Source organism: Hydrogenophaga taeniospiralis CCUG 15921, from assembly GCF_001592305.1.
GTDB classification, from domain to species: Bacteria; Pseudomonadota; Gammaproteobacteria; order Burkholderiales; family Burkholderiaceae_C; genus Hydrogenophaga; species Hydrogenophaga taeniospiralis.
The window spans coordinates 20,604-44,482 of record NZ_BCWR01000025.1 but is presented as its reverse complement, the minus strand read 5'-3'; the positions used below and the strand labels follow the sequence as shown (position 1 = coordinate 44,482).

At 66.5% G+C, this 23,879-nt stretch carries 30 protein-coding genes and 1 tRNA gene; 22 read left to right on the top strand and 9 right to left on the bottom strand.

All coding sequences use genetic code 11. The features are described 5' to 3' along the window. Positions 1-14 precede the first annotated feature (14 nt). The 3 genes from HTA01S_RS23835 to HTA01S_RS23825 all read left to right on the top strand — a co-directional run bounded on the left by HTA01S_RS23835 (position 15) and on the right by HTA01S_RS23825 (position 2,074). The gene (locus HTA01S_RS23835; RefSeq protein WP_068176349.1) at positions 15-758 is read left to right on the top strand and encodes a sulfite exporter TauE/SafE family protein; all 744 of its coding nucleotides are present in this window, start codon (positions 15-17) and stop codon (positions 756-758) included. 49 nt (positions 759-807) lie between these two features. Further along, a complete protein-coding gene (locus tag HTA01S_RS23830) occupies positions 808-1,425 on the top strand; it encodes a ParA family protein (RefSeq protein WP_068176346.1) in 618 nt (205 codons plus the stop codon). Positions 1,426-1,618: 193 nt separating this feature from the next. Then, positions 1,619-2,074: a MaoC family dehydratase gene (locus HTA01S_RS23825; protein ID WP_068176341.1), complete on the top strand. Its 456-nt coding sequence runs from the start codon at positions 1,619-1,621 to the stop codon at positions 2,072-2,074. Positions 2,075-2,091: 17 nt separating this feature from the next. Here the strand turns inward: HTA01S_RS23825 and HTA01S_RS23820 are convergent, their stop codons facing one another. The 3 genes from HTA01S_RS23820 to HTA01S_RS23810 form a co-directional block, all read right to left on the bottom strand. After that, the gene (locus HTA01S_RS23820; protein WP_068176338.1) at positions 2,092-2,415 is read right to left on the bottom strand and encodes a hypothetical protein; all 324 of its coding nucleotides are present in this window, start codon (positions 2,413-2,415) and stop codon (positions 2,092-2,094) included. Positions 2,416-2,562: 147 nt separating this feature from the next. Beyond that, positions 2,563-3,036 (bottom strand): tRNA (uridine(34)/cytosine(34)/5-carboxymethylaminomethyluridine(34)-2'-O)-methyltransferase TrmL, encoded by a 474-nt coding sequence (trmL, locus tag HTA01S_RS23815; RefSeq protein WP_068176335.1) that lies wholly within the window; start codon positions 3,034-3,036, stop codon positions 2,563-2,565. A gap of 147 nt (positions 3,037-3,183) precedes the next feature. Continuing rightward, positions 3,184-3,918, bottom strand: a complete 735-nt coding sequence (locus HTA01S_RS23810) for a ComF family protein (RefSeq protein WP_068176332.1) — start codon at positions 3,916-3,918, stop codon at positions 3,184-3,186. A gap of 62 nt (positions 3,919-3,980) precedes the next feature. On the opposite strand from HTA01S_RS23810, the gene HTA01S_RS23805 reads away from it, so the two are divergent. The 7 genes from HTA01S_RS23805 (at position 3,981) to HTA01S_RS23780 (ending at position 10,097) form a co-directional block, all read left to right on the top strand. After that, the gene (locus HTA01S_RS23805; protein WP_068176327.1) at positions 3,981-4,889 is read left to right on the top strand and encodes a methyltransferase domain-containing protein; all 909 of its coding nucleotides are present in this window, start codon (positions 3,981-3,983) and stop codon (positions 4,887-4,889) included. A 422-nt stretch (positions 4,890-5,311) separates the two neighbouring features. Continuing rightward, positions 5,312-6,490, top strand: coding sequence for a cytochrome c oxidase subunit II (gene coxB, locus HTA01S_RS23800; protein ID WP_068176324.1), 1,179 nt, complete (start codon positions 5,312-5,314; stop codon positions 6,488-6,490). A 40-nt stretch (positions 6,491-6,530) separates the two neighbouring features. Then, entirely contained in the window at positions 6,531-8,150 is a 1,620-nt protein-coding gene (ctaD, locus tag HTA01S_RS23795) for a cytochrome c oxidase subunit I (protein ID WP_068176321.1), read from the top strand. A 24-nt stretch (positions 8,151-8,174) separates the two neighbouring features. After that, entirely contained in the window at positions 8,175-8,285 is a 111-nt protein-coding gene (locus HTA01S_RS25790; RefSeq protein WP_218017389.1) for a cytochrome oxidase small assembly protein, read from the top strand. Positions 8,286-8,326: 41 nt separating this feature from the next. Further along, positions 8,327-8,941 carry a cytochrome c oxidase assembly protein gene (locus HTA01S_RS23790; protein WP_068176318.1) on the top strand — a complete coding sequence of 205 codons (615 nt, stop codon included), beginning with the start codon at positions 8,327-8,329 and terminating at the stop codon, positions 8,939-8,941. Beyond that, complete coding sequence (locus tag HTA01S_RS23785) at positions 8,938-9,144, top strand: DUF2970 domain-containing protein (protein ID WP_068176314.1); 207 nt, start codon at positions 8,938-8,940, stop codon at positions 9,142-9,144. Before HTA01S_RS23790 ends, HTA01S_RS23785 begins: the two co-directional genes overlap by 4 nt. 71 nt (positions 9,145-9,215) lie before the next feature. Next, entirely contained in the window at positions 9,216-10,097 is an 882-nt protein-coding gene (locus tag HTA01S_RS23780; protein WP_068176311.1) for a cytochrome c oxidase subunit 3, read from the top strand. Between the two features lie 94 nt (positions 10,098-10,191). Here HTA01S_RS23780 and HTA01S_RS23775 read toward each other — a convergent pair whose 3' ends face one another. Further along, positions 10,192-10,431, bottom strand: a complete 240-nt coding sequence (locus HTA01S_RS23775; protein ID WP_068176308.1) for a twin transmembrane helix small protein — start codon at positions 10,429-10,431, stop codon at positions 10,192-10,194. 45 nt (positions 10,432-10,476) lie between these two features. On the opposite strand from HTA01S_RS23775, the gene HTA01S_RS23770 reads away from it, so the two are divergent. From HTA01S_RS23770 to HTA01S_RS23745, 6 genes are all read left to right on the top strand, one after another. After that, entirely contained in the window at positions 10,477-11,217 is a 741-nt protein-coding gene (locus tag HTA01S_RS23770; RefSeq protein ID WP_068176305.1) for an SURF1 family protein, read from the top strand. Further along, the gene (locus HTA01S_RS23765; RefSeq protein WP_068176302.1) at positions 11,198-11,899 is read left to right on the top strand and encodes an SCO family protein; all 702 of its coding nucleotides are present in this window, start codon (positions 11,198-11,200) and stop codon (positions 11,897-11,899) included. Before HTA01S_RS23770 ends, HTA01S_RS23765 begins: the two co-directional genes overlap by 20 nt. An 8-nt stretch (positions 11,900-11,907) precedes the next feature. Further along, on the top strand, positions 11,908-13,062 hold the full coding sequence (locus HTA01S_RS23760; RefSeq protein ID WP_068176299.1) for a COX15/CtaA family protein: 1,155 nt from the start codon (positions 11,908-11,910) through the stop codon (positions 13,060-13,062). Beyond that, a complete protein-coding gene (gene cyoE / locus HTA01S_RS23755) occupies positions 13,059-13,964 on the top strand; it encodes a heme o synthase (protein WP_068176296.1) in 906 nt (301 codons plus the stop codon). The genes HTA01S_RS23760 and cyoE overlap by 4 nt, the downstream gene beginning before the upstream one ends. Before the next feature lie 103 nt (positions 13,965-14,067). Next, entirely contained in the window at positions 14,068-14,688 is a 621-nt protein-coding gene (locus HTA01S_RS23750) for an SCO family protein (protein WP_068176293.1), read from the top strand. A 220-nt stretch (positions 14,689-14,908) separates the two neighbouring features. Continuing rightward, the gene (locus HTA01S_RS23745) at positions 14,909-15,319 is read left to right on the top strand and encodes a DUF4410 domain-containing protein (protein ID WP_068176290.1); all 411 of its coding nucleotides are present in this window, start codon (positions 14,909-14,911) and stop codon (positions 15,317-15,319) included. 39 nt (positions 15,320-15,358) lie between these two features. Here HTA01S_RS23745 and HTA01S_RS23740 read toward each other — a convergent pair whose 3' ends face one another. Together HTA01S_RS23740 and HTA01S_RS23735 are read right to left on the bottom strand one after the other, a co-directional pair. Next, entirely contained in the window at positions 15,359-16,339 is a 981-nt protein-coding gene (locus HTA01S_RS23740; protein WP_068176287.1) for a Bug family tripartite tricarboxylate transporter substrate binding protein, read from the bottom strand. A 71-nt stretch (positions 16,340-16,410) separates the two neighbouring features. Then, on the bottom strand, positions 16,411-17,442 hold the full coding sequence (locus HTA01S_RS23735) for a CDP-6-deoxy-delta-3,4-glucoseen reductase (RefSeq protein WP_068176284.1): 1,032 nt from the start codon (positions 17,440-17,442) through the stop codon (positions 16,411-16,413). An 83-nt stretch (positions 17,443-17,525) separates the two neighbouring features. Here HTA01S_RS23735 and HTA01S_RS23730 point away from each other — a divergent pair, with 83 nt between their 5' ends. Continuing rightward, the gene (locus HTA01S_RS23730) at positions 17,526-18,446 is read left to right on the top strand and encodes an SDR family oxidoreductase (protein WP_068176280.1); all 921 of its coding nucleotides are present in this window, start codon (positions 17,526-17,528) and stop codon (positions 18,444-18,446) included. Positions 18,447-18,471: 25 nt separating this feature from the next. Here HTA01S_RS23730 and HTA01S_RS23725 read toward each other — a convergent pair whose 3' ends face one another. Then, entirely contained in the window at positions 18,472-19,440 is a 969-nt protein-coding gene (locus HTA01S_RS23725) for a calcium/sodium antiporter (protein ID WP_068176275.1), read from the bottom strand. A gap of 38 nt (positions 19,441-19,478) precedes the next feature. Between HTA01S_RS23725 and HTA01S_RS23720 the strand changes: the two genes are divergently transcribed. Next, positions 19,479-20,210 carry a glycoside hydrolase family 24 protein gene (locus tag HTA01S_RS23720; protein ID WP_218017388.1) on the top strand — a complete coding sequence of 244 codons (732 nt, stop codon included), beginning with the start codon at positions 19,479-19,481 and terminating at the stop codon, positions 20,208-20,210. 10 nt (positions 20,211-20,220) lie between these two features. On the opposite strand, the gene HTA01S_RS25455 is transcribed toward HTA01S_RS23720, so the two are convergent. Both HTA01S_RS25455 and HTA01S_RS23715 read right to left on the bottom strand, forming a co-directional pair. After that, the gene (locus HTA01S_RS25455) at positions 20,221-20,481 is read right to left on the bottom strand and encodes a hypothetical protein (RefSeq protein ID WP_157572253.1); all 261 of its coding nucleotides are present in this window, start codon (positions 20,479-20,481) and stop codon (positions 20,221-20,223) included. 381 nt (positions 20,482-20,862) lie between these two features. Continuing rightward, positions 20,863-20,949 (bottom strand) — tRNA-Leu (locus tag HTA01S_RS23715). Between the two features lie 39 nt (positions 20,950-20,988). On the opposite strand from HTA01S_RS23715, the gene cysM reads away from it, so the two are divergent. The 4 genes from cysM (at position 20,989) to HTA01S_RS23695 (ending at position 23,865) form a co-directional block, all read left to right on the top strand. Continuing rightward, positions 20,989-21,891, top strand: coding sequence for a cysteine synthase CysM (gene cysM / locus HTA01S_RS23710; RefSeq protein ID WP_068176272.1), 903 nt, complete (start codon positions 20,989-20,991; stop codon positions 21,889-21,891). A gap of 4 nt (positions 21,892-21,895) precedes the next feature. Further along, positions 21,896-22,456: an NUDIX domain-containing protein gene (locus HTA01S_RS23705; protein WP_068176268.1), complete on the top strand. Its 561-nt coding sequence runs from the start codon at positions 21,896-21,898 to the stop codon at positions 22,454-22,456. 80 nt (positions 22,457-22,536) lie between these two features. Then, positions 22,537-22,764 carry a sulfurtransferase TusA family protein gene (locus HTA01S_RS23700; RefSeq protein WP_068176263.1) on the top strand — a complete coding sequence of 76 codons (228 nt, stop codon included), beginning with the start codon at positions 22,537-22,539 and terminating at the stop codon, positions 22,762-22,764. Between the two features lie 54 nt (positions 22,765-22,818). Further along, complete coding sequence (locus HTA01S_RS23695) at positions 22,819-23,865, top strand: NAD(P)-dependent oxidoreductase (protein WP_068176259.1); 1,047 nt, start codon at positions 22,819-22,821, stop codon at positions 23,863-23,865. Positions 23,866-23,879 lie beyond the last annotated feature (14 nt).

Sequence of the window (23,879 nt, the reverse complement as noted above, 5' to 3'; positions counted from 1 at the left end):
AAAAAGTCTGATCCTTGATCACCGATCCCTATTTCTATCTGGTGGCGATCCCCGCCGTGCTGCTGCTGGGGGTGAGCAAGAGCGGCTTTGGCGCCGGCTTCGGTTCGCTCGCCGTGCCCATGATGGCGCTGGCGGTCACGGTGCCGCAGGCCGCGGCGATCCTGATGCCGGTGTTGCTGGTGATGGATCTGCTCGGCATGGCGGCGTTTCGCAAGAACGTGGACCGCCGGTTGCTGCGTTTTCTGCTCCCCTTCGGTCTGCTCGGCATCGTGATCGGCGCGCTGCTGTTCAAGCTGCTGGACGCCAAGGTGGTGGCCGGCATCGTGGGCGGCTTCACCCTGCTGTTCTTGGCGCAGCGCCTGCTGTTCCCGCCGAAGGCCGACAGCCCGCCGCCGCCGCAATGGGTGGGCGCCATCCTGACCGCCACCTCCGGTTTCACCAGCTTCATCGCCCACGCGGGCGGCCCGCCGATCAACGCCTATGTGATCCCGTTGCGGCTCTCGCCGGTGCTGTTCACCGGCACCATGGCCTTCTTCTTTTTCTTCATCAACATCGCGAAGTGGATTCCCTACGCCTGGCTGGGCCTGCTGGACCTGCGCAATATGCTGACCTCGCTGGCGCTGCTGCCATTTGCGCCGATCGGGGTCTGGGTGGGGGTGCGCATCGCGCACCGCATCAAGCCGCTGCTGTTTTACCGGATGGTCTACGCCGGCATGTTCCTCACTGGTGTCAAGCTGGTGTGGGACGCGTGGCGCTGAGGGGCTGGCGATACCATAGGGTCTGTTTTCAGACAACGAGGAGGTCGGTATGCCTATCGTGGTGGTTGCGAATCCCAAGGGGGGTGTGGGGAAGTCCACCCTGTCCACCCATGTGGCGGGTTACTTCGCCGCCCAGGGCCATGCCGTCATGCTCGGAGACGCCGACCGCCAGCAGTCGTCACGCCTGTGGCTGCAACTGCGCCCGCCGGCCGCGCGCCCCATCCGCACCTGGGAGGTGTCCCACGACCTGATTGCGCGCCCCCCGCGCGACACCTCCCACGTGGTGCTGGACACCCCCGCCGGCCTGCACGGCTGGCGTTTCAAGGACGTGATGCGCATGGCCGACAAGGTGCTGGTGCCGCTGCAGCCCAGCATTTTCGACATCTACGCCACGCGCGCCTTTCTCGACGAAATCGCCGGTTTCCGCAACGCCGACAAGCTCAAGATCGGCATCGTGGGCATGCGGGTGGATGCGCGCACCATCGCGGCCGACAAGCTGCAGGAGTTCGTCTCCGGCCTGGGTCTGCCGGTGCTGGGTTACCTGCGCGACACGCAGAACTACATCCACCTGGCTGCGCGCGGGCTCACGCTGTTCGACGTGGCGCCGGGCCGTGTGGAAAAGGACCTGCTGCAATGGCAGGGCATCTGCGACTGGCTGGACCGTTGAAACACCCCCGCCGCGCTGCGCGCGACCCCCTCAAGGGGACGGCATTGGCCGTCTGGCAAGGCCGGCCCGGCGGTGCCCTGGGTTGCACCGTTTCGTGCGTCGCGTTGACGCTCCGGCGACATGGACGGCTGGTGGCGACACTTGTCGCCGGGCCGACACCCGCCGCCAGCCTGGCAGGCTAGAGTCGCCTCCCATGAAAACCTTTGAAACCCTGGCCGATCTGGCGGCCTGTGTGGGCCAGGAAGTGGCGCTCAGCGACTGGGTCACGATCACCCAGGAGCGTGTCAACCAGTTTGCCCAGGCCACCGGCGATCACCAGTGGATCCATGTGGACGTGGAGAAAGCGAAGCAGGGGCCGTTTGGCGGGACGATCGCGCACGGCTTCCTGACGCTGTCGCTGCTGCCGGTGTTTCTGGAGTCCGCGTTCGTGGTGCGCCAGTCCGGCATGGGCCTGAACTATGGGCTCAATCGGGTGCGCTTCACGGCGCCGGTGCCGGTGGGCAGCCGCCTGCGTGCGCGCCTGACCCTGCTGGCCGCGGAGCCCATCGAGCACCAGGGCTTGCAGCTGACGTGGTCGGTGGTGGTGGAGCGCGACGGTGCCGACAAGCCGGTGTGCGTGGCCGAGTCGCTGGTGCGGCTTTATCCCTGAGTCTTCCGCCGGGGCATTCAGCGGATTTTGACCAGTTGCTTGCGGTCCAGGCTGCCTTCGAACGCCCGGATCAGGTCGTTGATACGTTCGGCGGCAATGGACTGGTTGTGGCGTTGGGAGATCAGCTGGTAGGCGTCGTTGCGCAACATCCAGAGTTCCTGGGGCGTCTTGGCGTTGTCGATCTTCAGGCGCAAGCGTTGCGCGGGCAGGCTGATGCAGTCTTCGATGCACGACAGCAGGGCCTGCCGGATGGTGGCCAGATCCTTCATGCTGACCGGCTTCCGTGCGCTTTGGCGCGGTGTCAGTGCGGCCTGAACGATGCGTGCAATGGTGGGAATCAAAACGGTCTCCAGGCGGCCGATCGGGTCGCGGGTGTCGGGTGGGCCACCAGCGTTCGTGACGGGTGGCGCGGATCGGGAAATGCAAGCATTGTGCGACCGTTACAGGAGATCGGGTGGGGTGTTCAGTTCAACAAGGAGTGAACTGCGTCACGCCGACGGGGTGCCAAAGCCCTGCTGTCGCCAGGCCTCGAAGACCACCACCGCCACCGCATTGGACAGGTTGAGGCTGCGCTGGCCCTCGATCATGGGCAGGCGCAGCCGCTGCGTCGGGGCGAAGCTCTCGCGCAGGTCGGCGGGCAGCCCCCGGGTTTCGGAACCAAAGACCAGCCAGTCCCCGGGCCGGAAGCGGTTGTCGAACACCGACCGCGTGCCCCGGGTGGTGAGCGCGAACAGACGGTGCGGGTCGGGCTGTTCGGCGTGCAGGAAGCTGGCCCAGTCGGCGTGGCGGCGCACCTCGGCGTACTCGTGATAGTCCAGCCCCGCGCGCCGCATCTGCTTGTCGTCCATCGAAAAACCGAGCGGCTCGATGAGGTGCAGGGTGCAGCCGGTGTTGGCGCTGAGCCGGATCACGTTGCCGGTGTTGGGCGGGATTTCGGGCGCAACGAGGACGATGTGGAACATGGTTGCGCGCAGAGGTCCGGTGTGCGTGAGAGAAATTGGAGCGGGCCAGTGGTCTGGTCTGTGGGCTCTCCCTGCAAGGCCGCGATGATAACGTTGGAATCGCACCCCACCAGACCGGGTGGTCCACCGTGGCGGGGTGGCTGTCGTTCAGTGCGGCGGCGTGCGGGCCAACACCAGCGCATCGACCCGCTGGGCACCCGCCTGCAGCAGGGCCTGGGCGGCGGTCTGAAGGGTCGCGCCTGTGGTGGTCACATCGTCCACCAGCAGCACACGGGCCTGGGCCAGCCGCTGCCGATGCAGCGGGTGGGCGGCGAACGCGCCGCGCAGGTTGTGCAGGCGCTGCTCGCGCGGCAGGCTGTGCTGGTCCGGCGCCTCGCCGATGCGCAGCAGGGCATCGGCCAGTGCGGGCGGCATGGGCGTTGCCGTTGCGGCGGCTTGCCGGCGCAGGGCTTTCACCAGCTCCCAGGCCTGGTTGTAGCCACGGTTGCCCAGGCGCGACGGGGTGAGCGGCACCGGCACCACCAGATCGTAGGGGCCGGACGGCGGTTGGGCTTGGTACGCGCGCCACATCAGGGCGGCCAGGGGACCGGCCCAGCCGGGTTCGTTCCGGAACTTGAAGCGGGCGATCAGGGTGTCCCAGGGGTAGCTGTAGTCCACGGCCGCCACGCAGCGGTGCAGCGCCGCGGGTGCCTTACGGGTCTGGCAGGCACCGCAGAGCCCCGGGCCATGGGTTGCCAGCGGTGCGGCGCAGGCGCTGCAGCGGGGTGCGGGGGCGGCAAAACGCTGCTCGCAGGCCGTACACACCGCCCGTGCCGGCCAGCCGCCACACACCTGGCAGGTGGCGGGCAGGTGGCGCGTGAGGCGGGTCCACGTGTTGAACATGGGGCCAATATACTGGGCGTGCGGGCGATGCCGCCCGTGTCCCCACCCTCCCTGGTTTTCCCTTGAACAACACGCCCGAAGCCGAAACCCCCGTTCCGGGTCTGGACCCGGTGGCCGCCCAGCGCTGGCTGAGGCATCCCCGCCACCAGAGCCCCTGGCTGCACGAAGAGGTGGCCTCGCGCATGGCCGAACGGTTGCAGTGGTTTCGCGACAAGCCCGCGAGCTGGCTGCACTGGGAACCGGTGCTGGGTGGGCTTCAGTCTCACCAGCGGGTGCGGTCCTTGTTGCCGCAGGCGCGCTGCCATGTCGCCGCACAGCAGATGCCACAAGCCCTGCTGGCCACGCGCGAACCACCGTCGGCGTCGTGGAACCCCCTGAACTGGGTGCGGGGCAAGACGCCTGCACCCGCGCAGGACGAGACCCGCGTGGCCATGTTGTGGGCCAACATGGCCTTGCACCTGGAGCCACGACCCCAGGCCTTGCTGCGGCGCTGGCACGCGCACATCGAGACCAACGGTTTCCTGATGTTCTCCTGCCTGGGGCCCGACACCCTGCGCGAACTCCGGTCGATCTATCAGCGCGCGGGCTGGCCCGGACCCACCCATGCGTTCACGGACATGCACGACTGGGGCGATATGCTGGTGCACAGCGGATTTGCCGAGCCGGTGATGGACATGGAGCGCATCACCTTGTCGTACAGCGCCGCGCCGCCGCTGTTGAAGGATCTGCGCGAACTCGGTCGCAATCTGCACGCGGACCGGTTCGAAGGCTGGCGTTCACGCGCCTGGCACGCCCGCCTGTGCGAGGCCTTGGAAAGCGAGCTGCCGCGGTCGGACGACGGGCGCTTGCAGCTGACCGTGGAAGTCATATACGGCCATGCCTTCAAGCCCGTTGCGCGGGCGCAACTGGGGTCGAACACCTCGGTTTCGGTGGACGACATGCGGGCCATGCTGCGCGCCGGGCGGCGCTGAACCAGGCGTCGCATGGCCGGTCGATGGGGTCGGTGCGGGGGTGGACGGGGAGCCCCGGCCGGCGAATCCCCCGTTTCTCGCCGCTACAATTGACATAAATCAAAGCCTTCGGGGTGTTTTCCCTGCAGGTGCGCGCGGATCTTCGGATCGGTCGCGGACATGACCAGCCATTGGTGAGTCAAACCTGCAACGCTTCCCCGTGGGCAATCCTGTCCGTCGATGGCGTGCGCTGGAGCTTGGCAGTGCAACGGTTCGGTCACGCCCGCGCAGCCCATGGCAGCGCCTGTCTTGCGGGGATGCGGGGGTTGGGTATTCCCTGAGTGGGCGGCCCTACAAAAGTTTGTTCTAATCGGCATTGATATAAATCAATACTTATATTTGAGGCGCTTAAAGTGAGTACGACGAAGAAAACGGTTGATTCCATGCGTAAACGGCTCGTCACGGTGCGCGCGGCCGCCTCCACACTGGCGCTGAGCACGGGAGTCTGGGTGACCCAGGCCGCCCATGCGGTGAACGACCTGCCCGGCGGCCCCGCCGTGAACCAGCTCAATTTCGCCCCGCCGGCCACCCGCATCGCCGAAGAGCAGCACTGGCTGCACTGGTTCATGATGGGCATCTGCGCGGTCATCTTCGTCGTGGTCTTCGGCGTGATGTTCTATTCGATCATCAAGCACCGCAAGTCGGTGGGCCACAAGTCGCAGGTGCTGGCCGAACCGATCTGGGTGGAGCTGGGCTGGACCATCGTGCCGCTGCTGATCGTGATCGGCATGGCCCTGCCGGCCACCAAGGTGCTGGTGGCCCAGAAGGACACCACCAACAGCGACCTGACCATCAAGGCCACGGGCATGCAGTGGAAGTGGGGTTACGACTACATCAAGGGCGAGGGCGAGGGCATCGGCTTCCTCTCCACGCTGGACACCACTCAGCGTGAAATGTCCAGCCAGGGCAAGCCCGAGGGCGACGACTACCTGCTCAAGGTGGACAACCCGCTGGTGGTGCCGGTCGGCAAGAAGATCCGCATCATCACCACCGCCAACGACGTGATCCACGCCTGGATGGTTCCGGCTTTCGGCGTCAAGCAGGATGCCATCCCCGGCTTCGTGCGCGACACCTGGTTCCGCGCTGAAAAAACCGGTGATTTCTACGGTCAGTGCGCCGAACTGTGCGGCAAGGAACACGCTTACATGCCCATCCACGTCAAGGTGGTCACGGCCGAGCAGTACACCGCCTGGGTGACCGAGCAGCAAAAGGCCATGGCCGCGGCCGCCGACGACCCGAGCAAGGTCTGGGCGCTGGCCGACATGGTCAAGCGCGGCGAGTCCGTCTACGCGGCCAACTGCGTCGCCTGCCACCAGGCCAACGGCAAGGGTGCCGGCCCGATCAAGCCGCTGGACGGTTCGGCCATCGTGACCGATGCCGACAAGGGCAAGATGATGGCGGTGATGCTCAATGGCGTCAAAGGCCCGGAGGCCGAGATGCCGTCGTGGAAACAGCTGTCGGACACCGAACTGGCCGCCGTCATGACCTACGCCAAGAACAACTGGTCCAACAAAACCGAGCAGGTGGTTCAGCCTGCCGATGTGGTCGCTGCCCGCAAGTGATCCGGTTACAGAAAATCATTGAGTCTCAAAGGAATCGATCATGAGTGCAGTTCTCGACCACCACGATGCGCACGGTCACGACCATGACCACCACGCCCCGTCGGGCTGGCGCCGCTGGGTCTATGCCACCAACCACAAAGACATCGGCACGCTGTACCTGCTGTTCGCCTTCACCATGCTCATGGTGGGCGGCGTGCTCGCGCTGCTGATCCGCGCCGAGCTGTTCCAGCCGGGCCTGCAGCTGGTCAACCCCGAGCTGTTCAACCAGCTCACCACCATGCACGGCCTGATCATGGTGTTCGGCGCCATCATGCCGGCCTTCGTGGGCTTCGCGAACTGGATGATCCCGCTGCAGATCGGTGCCGGTGACATGGCGTTCGCGCGCATGAACAACTTCAGCTTCTGGCTGATGATCCCGGCCGCCATCATGCTGGTGTCTTCGTTCTTCATGCCCGGCGGCGCCCCCGCCGCCGGCTGGACGCTGTACGCGCCGCTGACGCTGCAGATGGGCCCCTCGATGGACGCCGGCATTTTTGCCATGCACATCCTGGGCGCGTCGTCCATCATGGGTTCGATCAACATCATCGTCACCATCCTGAACATGCGCGCGCCCGGCATGACGCTGATGAAGATGCCGATGTTCTGCTGGACCTGGCTGATCACCGCCTACCTGCTGATCGCCGTCATGCCCGTGCTGGCCGGCGCCATCACCATGACGCTGACCGACCGCCACTTCGGCACCAGCTTCTTCAACCCCGCCGGTGGCGGCGACCCGGTGATGTACCAGCACATCTTCTGGTTCTTCGGCCACCCCGAGGTCTACATCATGATCCTGCCGGCCTTCGGCATCGTGAGCCAGGTCGTGCCCGCGTTCGCGCGCAAGAAGCTGTTCGGCTACGCCTCCATGGTGTACGCCACCGGTTCGATCGCCATCCTGTCCTTCGTCGTCTGGGCCCACCACATGTTCACCACCGGCATGCCGGTGACGGGCCAGCTGTTCTTCATGTACTCGACCATGCTGATCGCCGTGCCCACGGGCGTGAAGATCTTCAACTGGATCGCGACCATGTGGAAGGGTTCGATGACCTTCGAGACCCCGATGATGTGGGCCGTCGGCTTCATCTTCGTGTTCACCATCGGTGGCTTCACCGGTCTGATCCTGTCGGTCGCCCCGATCGACATCCAGATGCAGGACACCTACTACGTGGTGGCGCACTTCCATTACGTGCTGGTGGCCGGTTCGTTGTTCGCCATGTTTGCCGGCATCTACTACTGGCTGCCCAAGTGGACCGGCGTGATGTACAGCGAAACCCGCGGCCAGATCCATTTCTGGTGGTCGATGATTTCCTTCAACGTCACCTTCTTCCCGATGCACTTCCTGGGGCTGGCCGGCATGCCGCGTCGCTACGCCGACTACCCGATGCAGTTCGCCGACTTCAACGCCATCGCCTCGGTGGGTGGTTTTGCCTTCGGTCTTGCCCAGGTCTTCTTCTTCTTCGCGGTTGCGTTGCCTGCCATGCGCGGCAAGGGTGCCAAGGCCCCGCAGAAGCCCTGGGAAGGCGCCGAGGGTCTGGAATGGGAAGTGCCTTCGCCGGCTCCGTTCCACACCTTCGAGAACCCGCCCAAGCTGGACGCCAGCGCCACCAAGGTGATCGGCTGAGCCCGTCACGACAACGGTTGACACATGACGCCTGACCAAAAAAAGAGCAACCTGCGCCTGGGCCTGATCCTGGGTTCGGTGGCGCTCGTCTTTTTCCTCGGCTTCGTGGGCAAGCTGGTGCTGTTCGGCGGCTGATGCCCGCCGGTACGCCAGCACTTCTGAACCGGACACGCCCCATGGGACCTCGTCGCGAAAACCTCAAGATGGTGGGCAAGCTCGGCGTGATCACGCTGGGCATGTTCGCGTTCGGTTACGCCCTGGTCCCGATCTACAACGCCATCTGCGAGATGACCGGCATCAACGTGCTGGCGCTGGCCGAGCGTGAGGTGCCGGGCGCACGGCCCGCCCTGCCGGCCAACACGCAGGTGGACCGCACGCGCAGCATCACGGTGGAGTTCGACGTGAATGCCCGCGGACCCTGGCAGTTCAAGCCCGCGGTGCGTTCCCTCCAGGTGCATCCGGGCGAACTCAATACGGTGATGTACGAGTTCCAGAACGTTCAGAACCGCACCATGGCAGCGCAGGCGATCCCGAGTTACGCCCCCAAGCAGTCGGCAGCGCACTTCAACAAGCTGGAGTGTTTCTGTTTCAACCAGTACACGCTGGCCCCAGGCGAGAAAAAGGCCTGGCCGGTGGCGTTCGTGATCGACCCGAAGCTGCCCAAGGATGTGACCACCATCACGTTGTCCTACACCTTCTTCGAGGTGGGCGGCAAGGTGCCCGCTGCGCCCGAGGGCCATGCACCTCAGGTCCGCGCTGTGCCCGCTGTCTCGTTGCCGGGGGCCGTATGACGCAGCCTGTGCACCAACGCAAGGGTTCGCTCGTGGGAACGGTCAAGGCCGTGCTCTGGGGTTTTCTGGGTGTACGTCGCAATGCCGACTACCAGAACGACATCGCCAAGCTCAACCCGATCCATCTCCTGGTGGTGGGGTTGGTCATGGCCCTGCTGTTCGTGCTGGGCCTCATCCTGCTGGTGAACTGGGTCGTCGCCTGAGGCCGCACCGTCGACAGCACCACGTTTTTCTTTCAGACATTCATACAAGCGCTTAGCAATTAGGAGTGAGCATGTCAGCAGCAACACACGGCACGACGCCTTATTACTTCGTCCCCGGGCCTTCGCGGCATCCGGTGATGGCGGCCATCGGGCTGTTTTTCGTCATCCTGGGCGCCGGCCAGTGGGTCAATGGCGCGGGCTGGGGAGCGTATTCGCTGGCCTTTGGCCTGGCCTTCTGGCTGATCGTGCTGTTCCAGTGGTTCAGCCAGTCGGTGGGTGAAAGCGAAAGTGGCATGTATGGCCGCAAGATCGACCTGTCCTTCCGCTGGAGCATGAGCTGGTTCATCTTCTCGGAGGTGATGTTCTTCGGCGCCTTCTTCACGGCCCTGTGGTGGGCCCGTGTGCACTCGGTGCCCGCGCTGGGCAACATCGAAAACGCGCTGATCTGGCCCGATTTCACCGCCGTGTGGCCAAGCCGGCAAGTGGGCGCCACCGCCTCGCCGGCCGGCATCATCGAGCCGTTCCAGACCATGGGCCCGTTCTGGCTGCCCACCATCAACACCGCGCTGCTGTTGTCCTCGGGCGTGACGCTGACCATCGCCCACCACGCCCTGCAGGCCGGTGAGCGGGCCAAGACCATCGCCTTCATGTGGGTCACGGTGCTGCTCGGCATCGTCTTCCTGTGCGTGCAGGGCTATGAATACGCCCACGCCTACAGCGAACTGAACCTCAAGCTGTCCTCGGGTGTCTATGGCTCGACCTTCTTCCTGCTCACCGGTTTTCACGGCTTCCACGTGCTCGTGGGCATGTTGATGCTGCTCTTCATCACCCTGCGCCTGCAGAAGGGCCACTTCACCGCACAGCGCCACTTCGGTTTCGAAGGCGCCGCCTGGTACTGGCACTTCGTTGACGTGGTGTGGCTGGGTCTGTACATCCTCGTGTACTGGATGTGATTCACCGCCTGGGGTGGTGCGCCACCCCATCCATGCATGCAGCAAAAAAGCGCCCGCAGGCGCTTTTTTGCTGGTGGGCGGTTGCTGAACAGAATCAGCGTTGCAGTGGCAGGCCGGTGGGCTGGATCCAGCCCATCAGGTAGCTGACCAACACCACCACGAACAGCAGGATGGAAAAGCCGACGCGAAACGCCAGCGCACGCGCCATGTGGTTCTTGCGCGGTTTGTTGCCGCCGTCGGGCGAGTCCTCTTCACCCCCCCGCATCATGAAAACCAGCGCGGCCACCAGGCTGCCAAGGATGGCGACGAAGGCCGCGATGACGAGTATTTTCATGCGTGCGATTATCGGTTTCTTTTCCACCCACCCGGGCGTTCCCGCATGACTTCCCGCCGCCTGCGTTTCTGGCTCGTCACGGTCGCCACGGCCATCACCATGGCGGTGACGGCCGCCCTGGGCGTGTGGCAGCTCGGCCGCGCGGCGCAGAAGCAGGCCCTGCACGATCTGATCGACCAGCGCGGCCAGTTGGCGGCCTGGGGCGGGCCGGATCTGTTGCAGGCACCCGACCCGCAGGCCGGCCTGCACCGCCCGGTGGCGCTGAACGGGCGCTGGGTGCCCGAGGCCAGTGTGTTTCTGGACAACCGGCAGATGGGCGGGCGCTCCGGCTTCTTCCTGGTCACGCCGCTGCGCATCACGGGCAGCGAGCGGGCGGTGCTGGTGCAGCGCGGCTGGGTGCCGCGCGATTTCAACGACCGCAGCCGCCTGCCGGTCATCGACACACCCACGGGCGAAGTCCACATCGAAGGGCGTTTGGCCCCGCCACCGGGCCAGCTATACCAGCTGGGCGAGGCAGGCACCGGGACGATCCGGCAAAATATCGAGCTTGCAGCGTTTGCGCAGGAGACCGGGCTGTCCCTGTTGAACGTTTCCGTTCTGCAGACCGGCGACGCTGCCGACGGTCTGCAACGCGACTGGCCCCGTACCGGGGCCGACGTCTCCAGACACCACGGTTACGCCTTCCAGTGGTTTGGCCTGTGTGCCCTCGCGGGTTTCCTGTATGTCTGGTTCCAATTCCTTTCCCCCCGCCGATCGCGCAAACCCCATGGCACAGACTCCCGATGAACCGCTGACCCTGACCGTGCACAGCCTGCCGCAACTCGACCAGGCCAGCGCACGCGACGCAGCGAGTACGCGCGCCGGTCGCTGGAAGATGCTGGCCCTGCTGCTGGTGAGCGCCGCGCCGGTGATCGCTTCGTATGTCACCTACTACGTGGTCCGGCCCGAGGGGCGGCGCAACTACGGTGAACTGATCGACCCGCAGCGCCCGTTGCCCGCATTCAGCGGCCGCGATGCCCAGGGCCAAGCCGTGCCCCTCACCGCGCTGAAAGACCAGTGGCTGCTCATCAGCGTGGCCGACAGCGCCTGTGACGACGCCTGCCAGCAGCGCCTGTACCTGCAGCGCCAGCTGCGCGAAACCCTGGGCAAGGAAAAGGACCGGCTGGACTGGGTCTGGCTGCGCACCGGCGACACCGCGCTGCCCGAGCCGCTGCGCCAGGCCACGTCGGCGGCCCGGGTGCTGCAGGTCGACGCGCAGCAACTCGCGACCTGGCTGGTGCCCGCGCCGGGCCATCGGCTCGAAGACCACCTGTACCTGGTGGATCCGCTGGGCAACTGGATGATGCGTTTTCCCGCTCCGCTCGACCCCAAGCAGGCCAAGCGCGATCTGGACCGCCTGATGCGCGCCGCCGCGTTCTGGGACCAGCCGGGCCGGCCGAACGATGCCGCGCCGGCGCCGACCCGCTGACCCCGCCCATGCAGACCCAAGCCCTGTACGACCTCGCGCCCGTGGCCCGCATCATGCTGCTGGGTGTGGTGATCGCGCTCGGGCCGCTGGCCTGGGTGTGGCTGCGCAACCGCCGCGCCGAGCCCACGCAACGCCTGCGTGTGCTCACGCTGGTCACCCTGTTTCTCACCTTTGATCTGGTGCTGTTTGGCGCCTTCACCCGCCTGACCGATTCGGGCCTGGGTTGCCCGGACTGGCCTGGCTGCTACGGCAGCGTGAGCCCGGTGGGGGCGGGGGCGTCCATCGCCGCTGCGCAGGAGGCCATGCCCGGCGGCCCCGTCACCTTCTCCAAGGCCTGGGTCGAAATGATCCACCGCTACCTGGCCACGGCCGTGGGCGTGTTGATCCTGGTGCTGGTGATCGTGAGCTGGATTGAGCGGCGGCGTCTGGCGGTGTCCTTCGCCTGGCCGTTGCTGACCCTGTTCTGGATCTGCCTGCAGGGCGCGTTTGGCGCGCTGACGGTGACGATGAAGCTGTTCCCCGCCATCGTGACCCTGCACCTGCTGGGTGGGCTGGTGCTGCTCGCGCTGTTGCGCGCCCAGGCCGCGGGTTATGCCCATGCCGGCCCGGGCGCGGCCGCTCCGGTGTCGCTGAGCGGGCGCCTGCGCACCGCCCTGGGGCTGGTGTTTGCGCTGCTGTGGCTGCAGATCGCGCTGGGCGGCTGGGTCAGCACCAACTACGCCGTGCTTGCCTGCAGCGAGTTCCCCACCTGCCAGGGCAGCTGGTGGCCCGAGATGGACTTCCAGCGCGGTTTCGCGCTGTGGCGTGCGCTGGGCCTGGACACGCTGGGCGAGGCGATCCCCTTTGCCGCGCTCACCGCCATCCACTACGTGCACCGGCTCTGCGCCTACGGGGTGCTGGCGGCGGTGTTCTGGCTGGCCTGGCGGCTGTGGCCGGTGGCCGGCATGCGCACCACGGCGCGGCTGCTGCTGGCCCTGGCCCTGTGGCAATTCGCCAGCGGCCTGACCAACGTGGTGCTCGATTGGCCCCTGCTCGCGGCCGTGGGCCACACCGGTGGCGCCGCCGCGCTGGTGATCGTGTTGACGGGCGCGCTCTTCAGCACCCGAACCGCCACCGACCCCGTGCGTTCCGTCCCCTTCAACACCTCCCAGGCGATCCGATGAGCTCCGCGTCCTCCACCCCCGCCGCCGTTGTCCTGCCGCCCACCTGGCGGCAGTTCTATGCGCTGACCAAGCCACGCGTGATCCAGCTCATCGTGTTCTGCGCGCTCATCGGCATGGTGCTGGCCGTGCCCGGCGTGCCCACGTGGGCCGAGCTGCGGCTGGCCGCCCTCGCGTCGTTGGGCATCTGGCTGGTGGCCGGCGCGGCCGCCGCGTTCAACTGCGTGGTGGAGCAGCAGATCGATGCCAAGATGAAGCGCACCGCCTGGCGCCCGACCGCCAAGGGCCAGCTCACCAACGCCAAGACGCTCAGTTTCTCGGCCGTGTTGTGCGGCGCCGGTTCGGCCGTGCTGTACTTCTGGGTGAATCCGCTCACCATGTGGCTGACCTTTGCCACCTTCGTCGGTTACGCCGTGGTCTACACCGTCATCCTCAAACCGCTCACGCCGCAGAACATCGTGATCGGTGGCGCTTCGGGCGCCATGCCGCCGGTGCTGGGCTGGGCCGCCATGACCGGCGTGGTGTCGCCCGAAGCCCTGATCCTGTTCCTCATCATCTTCCTCTGGACGCCGCCGCACTTCTGGGCATTGGCCTTGTACCGCGTGGAGGACTACCGCAAGTCGGGCCTGCCCATGCTGCCGGTGACGCACGGCTCCGAGTTCACGCGGCTGCAGATCTTCCTCTACACCCTGGTGCTGTTCGCTGCCTGCCTCATGCCCTTCATCATGCGCATGAGCGGCTGGTTCTACCTGGTGGCCGCGGTGGCCCTGAGCATCGGTTTCTGTGGCTACGCGTTTGTGCTCTGGCGCCACTACTCCGATGCGTTCGCCCGCAAGACCTTCCGTTTTTCGCTGATCCACCTCTCGCTGCTGTTCGCGGCGCTTCTCATCGATCATTACTTGTGAAACACCCCCGCCGCGCTTCGCGCGACCCCCTCAAGGGGGCGACACCAGCGGCCCGGCAGAGCCGGTTCCGCGGTGTCCTGGGTAGCATGCCTGCCGTACTGCCATGAAACCGACATCTCTTCTCCGCCGTGGTTGCCTTGTGCTGGCTCTGAGTGGTTTGCTGCTCGCGGCCTGCTCCGACAAACCCGCCGACGCCACGGCCTCGGGCTTCTCCAGCATCGACATCACCGGCGCCGACTACGCCACCGGCTTCTCGCTGACCGACCATGACGGCAAGCTGCGCACCTTGGCCGACTTCCAGGGCAAGGTCGTGGTGGTCTTCTTCGGCTATACGCAGTGCCCCGACGTGTGCCCCACCTCGATGAGCGAGCTGGCCGAGGCCAAGCGCCTGCTGGGCGCCGACGGCGAGCGTCTGCAAGGCCTGTTCGTGAGCGTGGACCCGGAGCGCGACACGCCCGAGGTGATGAAGGCCTACATGGCCAGCTTCGATCCTGGCTTTCTGGCGCTGTACGCCGCGCCCGACGCATTGCCCGCGCTGGCCAAGAGCTTCCGCATCTACTACAAGAAGGTCGACGGCAAGACACCCACCAGCTACACCATGGACCACTCCGCGGGCAGCTACGTCTACGACACGCAGGGTCGCGTGCGCCTGTACACCCGCTACGGCAGCGGCGCCCAGGCGCTGGCCAGCGACGTGAAAAAGCTGCTGGACGAGGCGCGCTGAACCACCAGGGAGGCTGCTGGCGCCATCACTAGAATCCCTGCGGGCTCTCATGTGGAAGAGCCCTATTTTTGGGAAGCTATTGATGTCTCGTTCAATGATTCGTGCCGCTGCTCTGGTTTTGACCGCGGTGGCGTTGACCGCGTGTGGTTCCAGCCCCGACAAATCCGCGGCACCGGACCTGCCCGGCAAATACACGCATGCCTATGTTTCAACGGTCTCTGTGACCCTGCTGGACAAGAACCCCGACAACACCCGTGTGCAGGACAAACAGGTCTTTGAGAAGAGGCTGCCCGGCGTGATCCAGCAAGCGTTGAAAGAGAGCGGCCTGGAGGTGTTGAGCGAACAACCTGGTCAGCGCGAAGGCGTGGTCGTGGTCCAGGCCAAGGTCAGCTACGACCCGGGGAACCAGGCTTTGCGCTGGGTCGGCGGCATTGTGGGCGCGGGCAAAGCCACGGCCGATTTTTCCCTTGAAGCCATCGATGCCCGCTCGGGCCAGGTGGTCGCGACACAGCAGGAAAGCGACACCAAACGCGGTGGCGCGTTCGGTGGCAACTTCTACGAAGACGCGGCCGAAAAGCTGGGAGACGTGACCGAAGAACTGGCCGAGAGCCTGGCGCTCATCAAGCGCTGATCCCTGAGGAGCGGGGCCGGCCCCGCTTCCCGGTCCCCTTCAATCCACCTTCGCGCCGCTGAGCTTGACCATGCGCTGGTATTTGGCGCGCTCGCGGTTCATGAATTCGCTGAAAGCCTCGGGCGTGCTGGGGGCGGGCTCGGCCATCAGGTTGGCGAAGCGGGTTTTCACCTCGGGCGACTTCAGGGCCTCGCTGAAGGCCGTGTTGAGCTTGCGCACCGTCTCGGCCGGCGTGCCGGCGGGCACGACCAGGCCCCACCAGGTGTCGATCTCGAAACCGGGCAGGGTGGCGGCCACGGTGGGCACGTCGGGCACCACGCTGCTGCGCTGCGCGGTGGTCACGGCCAGGGCCTTGAGCTTGCCCGAGCGGATGTTGGCCGCGGCGGTGGCGAGGTTGTCGAAGTTGAAATCGACCTGGCCCGAGAGCAGGCCCAGTTGAGCCGGGTTGCCGCCGTTGTAGGGGATGTGCACGGCGTACACGCCGGCCTGGTTCTTGAACAGCTCGCCCGCAAGGTGGCCGGCGCTGCCGTTGCCACCCGAGCCGTAGTTGAGCTTGCCCGGGTTGGCCTTGCCGTAGGCGATCAGGTCGGCCAAGCTGTGGATGCGCAGGCGCGTCGCCGTCTCGGCGTTCATCACCAGCACGTTGGGCACACGCAGCATCTGCGTGACGGGCGCGAAGTCCTTGGCCGGGTCGTAGGGCAGCTTGCTGAACAGCCAGGGGTTGATGCCGTGCGAGGCAGTAGTCGCGATGCCCAGCGTGAGGCCATCGGGTGCGGCCTTGGCCACGGCGCTCACGCCGATGTTGCCGCCCGCACCCGGCTTGTTCTCCACGATCACGGTGCCCAGCGATCCCTTGACGGCATCGGCCAGGATGCGCGCCGTCACGTCGATCGGGCCACCGGGGGCGAACGGCACCACGATGCGTGTGGTACCACTGGCTTGGGCGTGCGCCAGCGTGGGCAACGCCAGCACCGAGGTGGCCAGGGCCATGGAAGTGATGAGCTGGCGGCGGTTCAGCATGGTGTGGTCTTCTGAGGGGTGGGGTCGGTGAGAGGACGCGGATGTCACGAACAGCGGGCCGCTGCCGGGACTCACACCTTGTCGGCGGCGCTGGTGAACGCGTCGGCGAAGAAGGCTTCTTCGGGCAGTCCGGCCTGCGCCACGTAGTCGCGCTTGGCCGACTCCACCACGATGGGCGCGCCGCAGGCATAGACCTGGTGGCCCGAGAGGTCGGGGAAGTCCTGCAGCACGGCCTGGTGCACGAAGCCGGTGCGCCCGCTCCAGCCGTCTTCGGGCAGGGCGTCGGAGACCACCGGCACGTAACGCAGGTTCGGCATGCTGGCGAGCTGCGCCTCGATCCAGGCGCTCTGGTACAGATCGGCCGGGCGGCGGCCACCCCAGTACAGGGTGGCGGGGCGCGTGATGCCCTTGAATTGCATGTGCTCGATGATGGCCTTGATGGGGGCGAAACCGGTGCCCGAGGCCAGCAGGATCAGCGGCAGCTCGCTGTCTTCACGCAGGAAGAAACCGCCGTAGGGGCCCTCGATGCGCAGGATGTCCTTTTCCTTCATCGCGCTGAACACGTGGTCGGTGAACTTGCCCCCTGGCATGTGGCGCAGGTGCAGTTCGAGGCCGGGCTGCGTGGCCTGGGTGTGGGGCGCGTTGGCCATGGAGTAGCTGCGGCGCTCGCCGTCGCGCAGCAGGAACTCCACATACTGGCCAGCGTGGTACTGGAAGGTGTCGCTGGCGGGCAGTTGCAGGCGCATCACGATCACATCGGGCGAAACCCGCTCCAGCGTGTTCACGCGCACCGGCATTTTCTTGATGGGGAAGGCGCCGGCCTCGGTGACCTGGCGCGATTCGAGCACCACGTCGTTCCGTGCCACGCCGCAGCAGGTCAGCACGTAGCCGGCGGCTTCTTCTTCGGCGCTCAGGGCTTTGGCCTGGTGCGCCCCGTGGACCACGTTGCCACTGAGCAGCTTGCATTTGCAGGAGCCGCAGGCGCCGTCCTTGCAACCGTAGGGCAGGCCGATGCCCTGACGGATGCCGGCGGCGAGGATGGTTTCTTCGGGGAGGGCTTCGAACGCGCGTCCACTGGGCTGGACGGTGATGGTGAATGTCATACTGGCGGTTCTGGGTGAGGTGGTGCACAAGCGGGCACCACAGCGCGCAAGCAAACAAAGATTGTCGCAAATTCGGAACTCGCATGAGCCTCATCGGCGCTTTGCCCGCACGCTTCCGGCGTGAACGGGTCTTGATCATTGGCTGCGGCGACGTGGGGCTGCGCGCGGCGCGTGCGCTGGGCGGCGGTCGGCGTGTGCGCCTGCTCGCCCTGAGCTCCACGCCCGAGCGCCAGGCGGCGTTGCGGGCGCAAGGCATCACGCCCTTGTCGGGCGACCTGGACGATGCGCGCAGCCTGCGCCGCCTGGCGGGGCTGGGTACACGGGTGCTGCACCTGGCCCCGCCGCCCTCGGGCGAGCTGGCCGACTGGCGGCTGGACCCGCGCACCCGCGCCCTGGTGCGGGCGCTGGCGCAACGCTCCTTGCCCGCCGCGCTGGTGTACGGCTCCACCAGCGGGGTCTATGGCGACCGGCAGGGCCGCTGGGTGAGCGAAGCCACTCCCGCCCAGCCGCTCACGCCGCGCGCCTGGCGCCGGGTGGACGCCGAAGCCGCGGTGCACTGGCTCGGCCGCGCCACCGGCGTGCGCACCACGGCGCTGCGCATCCCCGGCATCTACGCGCCCGACCGCGAAGGCGGCACGCCGCGCGAGCGCCTGCTGCGCGGTACACCGGTGCTGCGGGCCGAGGACGACGTGCACACCAACCACATCCACGCCGACGACCTGGCGCGCGCCTGTGTGCTGGCGCTCTGGCGCGGGCGGCCGCAGCGCAACGTCAACGTCTCGGACGACACCGAGCTGAAGATGGGCGACTACTTCGATCTCGCGGCCGATCTCTACGGCCTGCCCCGGCCGCCCCGCGTCGCGCGGGACGCGGCGGGCGACCAGCTGCCGCTGGTGCTGCTGAGCTTCATGAGCGAGTCGCGCCGGCTGCACAACCAGCGCATGAAGACCGAGCTCGGTCTGCGCTTGCGTTACCCCACGGTGGCCGAGGGGCTGCGCGGCTGATGGGCCTTGGCGGGGTCGAGTGCGGTCACGGGCTCATGGACCGCAGCACGACCACGGTGTAGATCAGGTACGCGGTCAGCAGCACCCCGGCTTCCACCCGGTTGATGCGCCCCGGGCCGCGAAAGCCCCAGCCCATCAGGAACAGCAGCACCGTCAGGCCGGCCATCACGGGCAAGTCCCGGATCAGCACTTCGGTGCCCACGTCGATCGGTGCGATGACCCCGGCCAGGCCCACCACGGCCAGGGTGTTGAACAGGCAGGAGCCCAGGATGTTGCCCAGGGCAATGTCGTCTTCCCCCTTGCGTGCGGCCGCCACGCAGGACGCCAGCTCGGGCAGCGAGGTGCCGACGGCCACCACCGTCAGGCCAATGACGAGGTCGCTCACACCGAGCGACTGCGCGATGTCCACCGCGCCCCACACCAGCATGCGCGAGCTGCCCACCAGCACCAGCAGCCCCACCACGAGCAGCACCAGCGCGCGCCGCAAGGGCATGGCGTGCGCGCGCAGCTCGGTGGCCGTCTCCCTGGCCAGGGTGTCGCCCTTGTTGCGGCGGGCCTCGACGATGGACCAGCTCACCAGTCCGGCGAACACCAGCAGCAGCCCGGCCGCGTCGAGCCGCGACAGCACCCCGTCCCAGACCAGCAGGGCGGTCAACGCGGTCACCGCCATCAGGATCGGCAGCTCCTTGCGCAGGATCACCGACTGCACCAGCACCGGCGCGAGCAGCGCCGTCACGCCCAGGATCAGCGCCATGTTGACGATGTTGGAGCCCCAGGCGTTGCCCAGTGCCAGCCCGGGATTGCCCTGCGCAGCCGCCAGCACCGACACCACCATCTCGGGTGCCGAGGTGCCAAAGCCGACGACCAGCATGCCCACCAGCAAGGGGGGCATGGCGAAGTGCCGGGCGGCGGCCGAGGCGCCGGCCACGAAACGGTCGGCGCTCCAGACCAGCAGCAACAGACCGGCAAGGATGGCAAGCGATGGCAGCAGCATGGCGGGTCGGGCGGGCGTTGTTGGACAATGCCGGGATTGTGTCAGTTGACCCACACCCCGGCCATGAAGAGACCAGCACCCCGACCGCCCAGCCGCCGGGCTTCTGGGACTCGCCCCTGCGTTCGCGGCTGGCGCTCACCGCAGGCGCTGTGGTGCTCATGCTGCTGTTGCTGTGGTGGTGGCGGCCGCTGCTGCTCATCCCCGGCACGCAGCCGCTGGTCATGTCCGGCGGCGATCCCTACCTGCGGGCCCTGATGCGCACCATCTCCGCGAGCGAATCCAACGTGCTGCGGCCCTACCACGTGCTGCACGGCAAGGACTACGTGTGGACGCTGGACGTGCACCCCAACCGCTGCGAATCCATCGGCCGGGGTCCCAACCGCGGCAACTGCTCCACCGCGGCCGGCCGCTACCAGCTGCTCTACAGCACCTGGCTGGAACTGGCGGCCCGCCACCATCCGCAACGCACGGACGACCCGCTGGACGCGACCGGCCTGAGCTTTGCCCCCGTTTACCAGGACACGGTGGTGCACGCCTGGCTCTCCGACGCGCGCTGGGGCAACCTGTCGGCGCAGCTGCGCGCGGGTCGGGTGCAGCCGGTGCTGCGCCGCCTCTCGGGCACCTGGACCAGCCTCGGCTACGGCATCGAGAACAACAGCATGAGCCGCGAACTGCCGCGCATCTACCGGGAATTGCTCAAGGAAGAACTGGCGCAGGCTGCGCAGGACGAGGCGCCGGGGCCGAAAAGCAATAAGGCCGCACAGCGTTGACTGTGCGGCCTTATTTGTGACTAGGCCGGGTTCTGCTCGCTGCCACCGCATCGCCACCGACCATTTTTGAACTTGATCTTTGATGTGCGATGACCATACGTTGCACGTGCATCCTGGCCAGTTGCAATGCCGCTTCGTGGGTGTTTGCTGATCCGGTCGCCTTGAATGGGTGATCGACCTGTCTCGACTGATACCAACCAGCGACATGGACGAGGGGCAGGAACACCCCTTCCGGTGCTTCCGCTACGCAGGGTGTGAAGGTGGTTTGCATGGCTTGCCTTTCAAGTCAGGTACTTCAACCAGGGCAATCCTATCGACGGACCGCTTCGGGATGTGCACCATGCGAAGCGCTGCGAGCCGCCACCTGACAACACAGCTCAGAGCGCACTGCTTGGTTGCTTTCGTTCCTAAGCTACAACAGCAACCGCGTGTCTCTCCCAGCCCTCGGTCATCACCCGCCAGCTTCTCTCCGGTTTCCTGACCTTGTGGAGTCAACGCAGAGGGGCAAAACACCGCCCTGTTCGATCGCAGTGCCCCCAAAATGGCCCGAATTCTGGCAAGCTTCTCCAAGTCTTGCAGCACTATCAAAGTGCCATTTTCATCGGGAAAAAGAAAAAGGCCGCACGTCCTTGGAACTGTGCGGCCTTATCTGTGGTGCCCGGGGCCGGAATCGAACCGGCACGCCATCTCTGGCGGGGGATTTTGAGTCCCCTGCGTCTACCAATTTCACCACCCGGGCTGGAATATGGGAGACGGAAATTATGGCACAGTGCGGCGTATGAACTACCCAACGATTGAAGACGCCATTGGCAACACACCGCTGGTGGCGCTGCAGCGGATTGGCGCGGCGGACAACCAGGCCCGGGGCAATGTGGTGCTGGGCAAGCTCGAAGGCAACAACCCGGCCGGCTCCGTGAAAGACCGGCCCGCGGTGTCCATGATCCGGCGCGCCGAGGAGCGTGGTGAGATCCAGCCCGGCGACACGCTGATCGAAGCCACCTCGGGCAACACCGGCATCGCGCTGGCCATGGCGGCGGCCATCAAGGGCTACCGCATGGTGCTGATCATGCCGGAGGACCTGTCGATCGAGCGCGCCCAGACCATGAAGGCGTTTGGCGCCGAACTGCTGCTCACGCCCAAGAGCGGTGGCATGGAATACGCGCGCGACCTGGCCGACAAGATGGAAAAAGAGGGCAAGGGCCGGGTGCTCGACCAGTTTGCCAACGCCGACAACCCGCGCGTCCACTACGAGACCACCGGTCCCGAGCTGTGGGAGCAGACCGGTGGGCGCATCACGCACTTCGTCAGCGCCATGGGCACCACCGGCACCATCACCGGCGTCTCGCGCTACCTGAAGGAAAAGAACCCCGCCATCCGCATCGTCGGCGCGCAACCCAGCGAAGGCTCGCGCATCCCCGGCATCCGCAAGTGGCCGACCGAATACCTGCCCAAGATCTACGACCCGAGTGCGGTGGACGAGCTGGTCTACGTGAGCCAGTCCGATGCCGAGGAGATGTGCCGCCGCCTGGCGCGCGAGGAAGGCATCTTCGGCGGCATTTCAGCCGCTGGCGCCTGCTGGGTGGCCCAGCAGATCGCGGCCCAGGTCGAGAATGCGACCATCGTCTTCGTGGTCTGCGACCGGGGCGACCGCTACCTGTCCACCGGTGTGTTTCCAGCCTGAACCCGTGAGTGCCGACTACCGTTTCTGTCCCCGCTGCGCCACGCCGCTGGCACTGATCGGCAGCGAAGAAGATGGCGGTTTCAAGGAGCGGCTGCGCTGTCCGTCCTGCGACTTCACCCACTGGAACAACCCCACGCCGGTGCTGGCGGCCATCGTTGAGGTGCAGGGTCGTGTCCTGCTGGCGCGCAACGCCGCCTGGCAGCACCGCATGTTTGGCCTGATCACCGGTTTCATGGAAGCCGGCGAGACGCCCGAAGACGGGATACGGCGCGAGATCGCCGAAGAAACCAGCCTGGAAGTGACCGAACTGCGGCTGGTGGGTGTGCATGACTTCCAGCGCATGAACCAGGTCATCGTCACCTACCACGCCGTGGCTCAGGGCGAGGTCCGGCTCTCGCCCGAACTGGTGGAGTACCGGTTGCTCGCGCCCGAGCAGGTCAAATGCTGGCGCGCCGGCACCGGCCTGGCGCTGGCCGACTGGCTGCGCAGCCGGGGTATCGAGCCGGTGTTCATGGATTGGCCGCCGTCCGACACCCCCGCAGCGCCGGCCGATCGGGCCGACTGAAGCACGACGGATCTCGCGCGCCCGTGCCACCCCGGCAGGCCGTGGCGCGGCTTAGAATCAGCGATCCAGAGGAAACCCCCATGCATGCCGACAAAGAACTTGATGCCCGTGGCCTGAACTGCCCGCTGCCCATTCTGAAGGCCAAAAAAGCCCTGGCCGACATGCACAGTGGCCAGGTGCTGCGCGTGATTTCCACCGACGCTGGATCGGTGCGCGATTTCCAGGCCTTTGCCAAACAGACCGGCAACGAGCTGCTGGAGCAGCAGACGGTGGGCAGCGATCACTTCACCCTGATCAAACGCCGCTGAGCCGCCCCTCCGCGGCTCCCCCTTCGGATCGCAGCCCACGCACCTGCCTGCGCCATGGACGTCCTGCTGGTTGATCCCCTGGTTCCCGAAGCCTTGTCCTGGTTGCAGGAGCGCCATGACGTCAGCTACCGGCCCGAGCTGGGCGACGACCCGATCAAGCTGCGTTCGCACACCTACAAGACGCGCGCCATCGTGCTGCCGCCGCATGTGGTGGTGTCCCGCGAATTTCTCGATTTTTCGCCCAAGTTGCTGCTGATCGCGCGCATGCAGATCTCCAGCGATAACACCGACCTCGAAGCCTGTGCCCGGCGCCAGGTGCGTGTGGTCCAGGCGCGCAGCGCCACGGTGCGTTCCAACGCCGAGTACCTGCTCTACGGCCTGCTCATGCTCTACCGCCGCGGCATGATCAGCGCCCTGCTGGGCCGCCAGCTCGCGCAGGTGCGCATGGGGCGTGAGCTCGCCGGCAGCACGGTGGGCCTGCTGGGGCTGGCGCCGGTGGCGCACACCCTGGCGCCCATGCTCAAGGCCATGGGCGTGCGCCTGCTGGGCTACGACCCGGCCGTGCACCACGCCGCACCGATCTGGGACAAGCTCGGTGTGGAGCCGGTCAGCCTGCCCGAGCTGTTGGCGCGCTCGGACGCGGTGTCCTTGCAGGTGGTGTACGCCGTGCGCTTTCGGGGCTGGCTCAACGAGCATGTGCTGAACCACTGCAAGCCCGGTCAGCTCTGGGTGGGCGTGAGCCGCAGTTCCCTGTTCGATCCCGCGGCGCTGGCCCACGCCCTGACCGATGGCCGCATCGACGCCTGCCTGCTCGATGGGGCGAACCCGAACTTCGCCGCCGAAGGCTCGCCGCTGTTCGGCATCCCCAACCTGCACCTCACGCCGCGCCTGGGTTCACACACGCGCGAGGCCAAACTGCGCTCCAGCTGGTACGTGGCTCACCGCGTGCATGAAACGCTCACGCCTTCGACCACCCGTGGTGACCCCGGCATCCGGGCCAGCGACTTTGCCTTGCTGGACAGCCTGGACATCGTGGGCAACGACGATCCCCAGTCGATCTCGCCCTCGCAGTGGGGTTCGCTCGAACCGCCCCGGCGATAAAGCTTCGCCGCCTG

Coding starts and splice junctions, on each gene's coding strand:
- HTA01S_RS23810 (WP_068176332.1), bottom strand. CDS start 3,918: ATGTTCAACACGTGGACCCGCCTCACGCGCCACCTGCCCGCCACCTGC.
- HTA01S_RS23775 (WP_068176308.1), bottom strand. CDS start 10,431: ATGAAAATACTCGTCATCGCGGCCTTCGTCGCCATCCTTGGCAGCCTG.
- HTA01S_RS23780 (WP_068176311.1), top strand. CDS start 9,216: ATGTCAGCAGCAACACACGGCACGACGCCTTATTACTTCGTCCCCGGG.
- HTA01S_RS23740 (WP_068176287.1), bottom strand. CDS start 16,339: ATGCTGAACCGCCGCCAGCTCATCACTTCCATGGCCCTGGCCACCTCG.
- HTA01S_RS23725 (WP_068176275.1), bottom strand. CDS start 19,440: ATGCTGCTGCCATCGCTTGCCATCCTTGCCGGTCTGTTGCTGCTGGTC.
- HTA01S_RS23770 (WP_068176305.1), top strand. CDS start 10,477: ATGACTTCCCGCCGCCTGCGTTTCTGGCTCGTCACGGTCGCCACGGCC.
- HTA01S_RS23735 (WP_068176284.1), bottom strand. CDS start 17,442: ATGACATTCACCATCACCGTCCAGCCCAGTGGACGCGCGTTCGAAGCC.
- HTA01S_RS23765 (WP_068176302.1), top strand. CDS start 11,198: ATGGCACAGACTCCCGATGAACCGCTGACCCTGACCGTGCACAGCCTG.
- HTA01S_RS23830 (WP_068176346.1), top strand. CDS start 808: ATGCCTATCGTGGTGGTTGCGAATCCCAAGGGGGGTGTGGGGAAGTCC.
- HTA01S_RS23825 (WP_068176341.1), top strand. CDS start 1,619: ATGAAAACCTTTGAAACCCTGGCCGATCTGGCGGCCTGTGTGGGCCAG.
- trmL (WP_068176335.1), bottom strand. CDS start 3,036: ATGTTCCACATCGTCCTCGTTGCGCCCGAAATCCCGCCCAACACCGGC.
- coxB (WP_068176324.1), top strand. CDS start 5,312: ATGCGTAAACGGCTCGTCACGGTGCGCGCGGCCGCCTCCACACTGGCG.
- HTA01S_RS23700 (WP_068176263.1), top strand. CDS start 22,537: ATGCATGCCGACAAAGAACTTGATGCCCGTGGCCTGAACTGCCCGCTG.
- HTA01S_RS23730 (WP_068176280.1), top strand. CDS start 17,526: ATGAGCCTCATCGGCGCTTTGCCCGCACGCTTCCGGCGTGAACGGGTC.
- HTA01S_RS25790 (WP_218017389.1), top strand. CDS start 8,175: ATGACGCCTGACCAAAAAAAGAGCAACCTGCGCCTGGGCCTGATCCTG.
- ctaD (WP_068176321.1), top strand. CDS start 6,531: ATGAGTGCAGTTCTCGACCACCACGATGCGCACGGTCACGACCATGAC.
- cyoE (WP_068176296.1), top strand. CDS start 13,059: ATGAGCTCCGCGTCCTCCACCCCCGCCGCCGTTGTCCTGCCGCCCACC.
- HTA01S_RS23790 (WP_068176318.1), top strand. CDS start 8,327: ATGGGACCTCGTCGCGAAAACCTCAAGATGGTGGGCAAGCTCGGCGTG.
- HTA01S_RS23750 (WP_068176293.1), top strand. CDS start 14,068: ATGAAACCGACATCTCTTCTCCGCCGTGGTTGCCTTGTGCTGGCTCTG.
- cysM (WP_068176272.1), top strand. CDS start 20,989: ATGAACTACCCAACGATTGAAGACGCCATTGGCAACACACCGCTGGTG.
- HTA01S_RS23785 (WP_068176314.1), top strand. CDS start 8,938: ATGACGCAGCCTGTGCACCAACGCAAGGGTTCGCTCGTGGGAACGGTC.
- HTA01S_RS25455 (WP_157572253.1), bottom strand. CDS start 20,481: ATGCAAACCACCTTCACACCCTGCGTAGCGGAAGCACCGGAAGGGGTG.
- HTA01S_RS23760 (WP_068176299.1), top strand. CDS start 11,908: ATGCAGACCCAAGCCCTGTACGACCTCGCGCCCGTGGCCCGCATCATG.
- HTA01S_RS23695 (WP_068176259.1), top strand. CDS start 22,819: ATGGACGTCCTGCTGGTTGATCCCCTGGTTCCCGAAGCCTTGTCCTGG.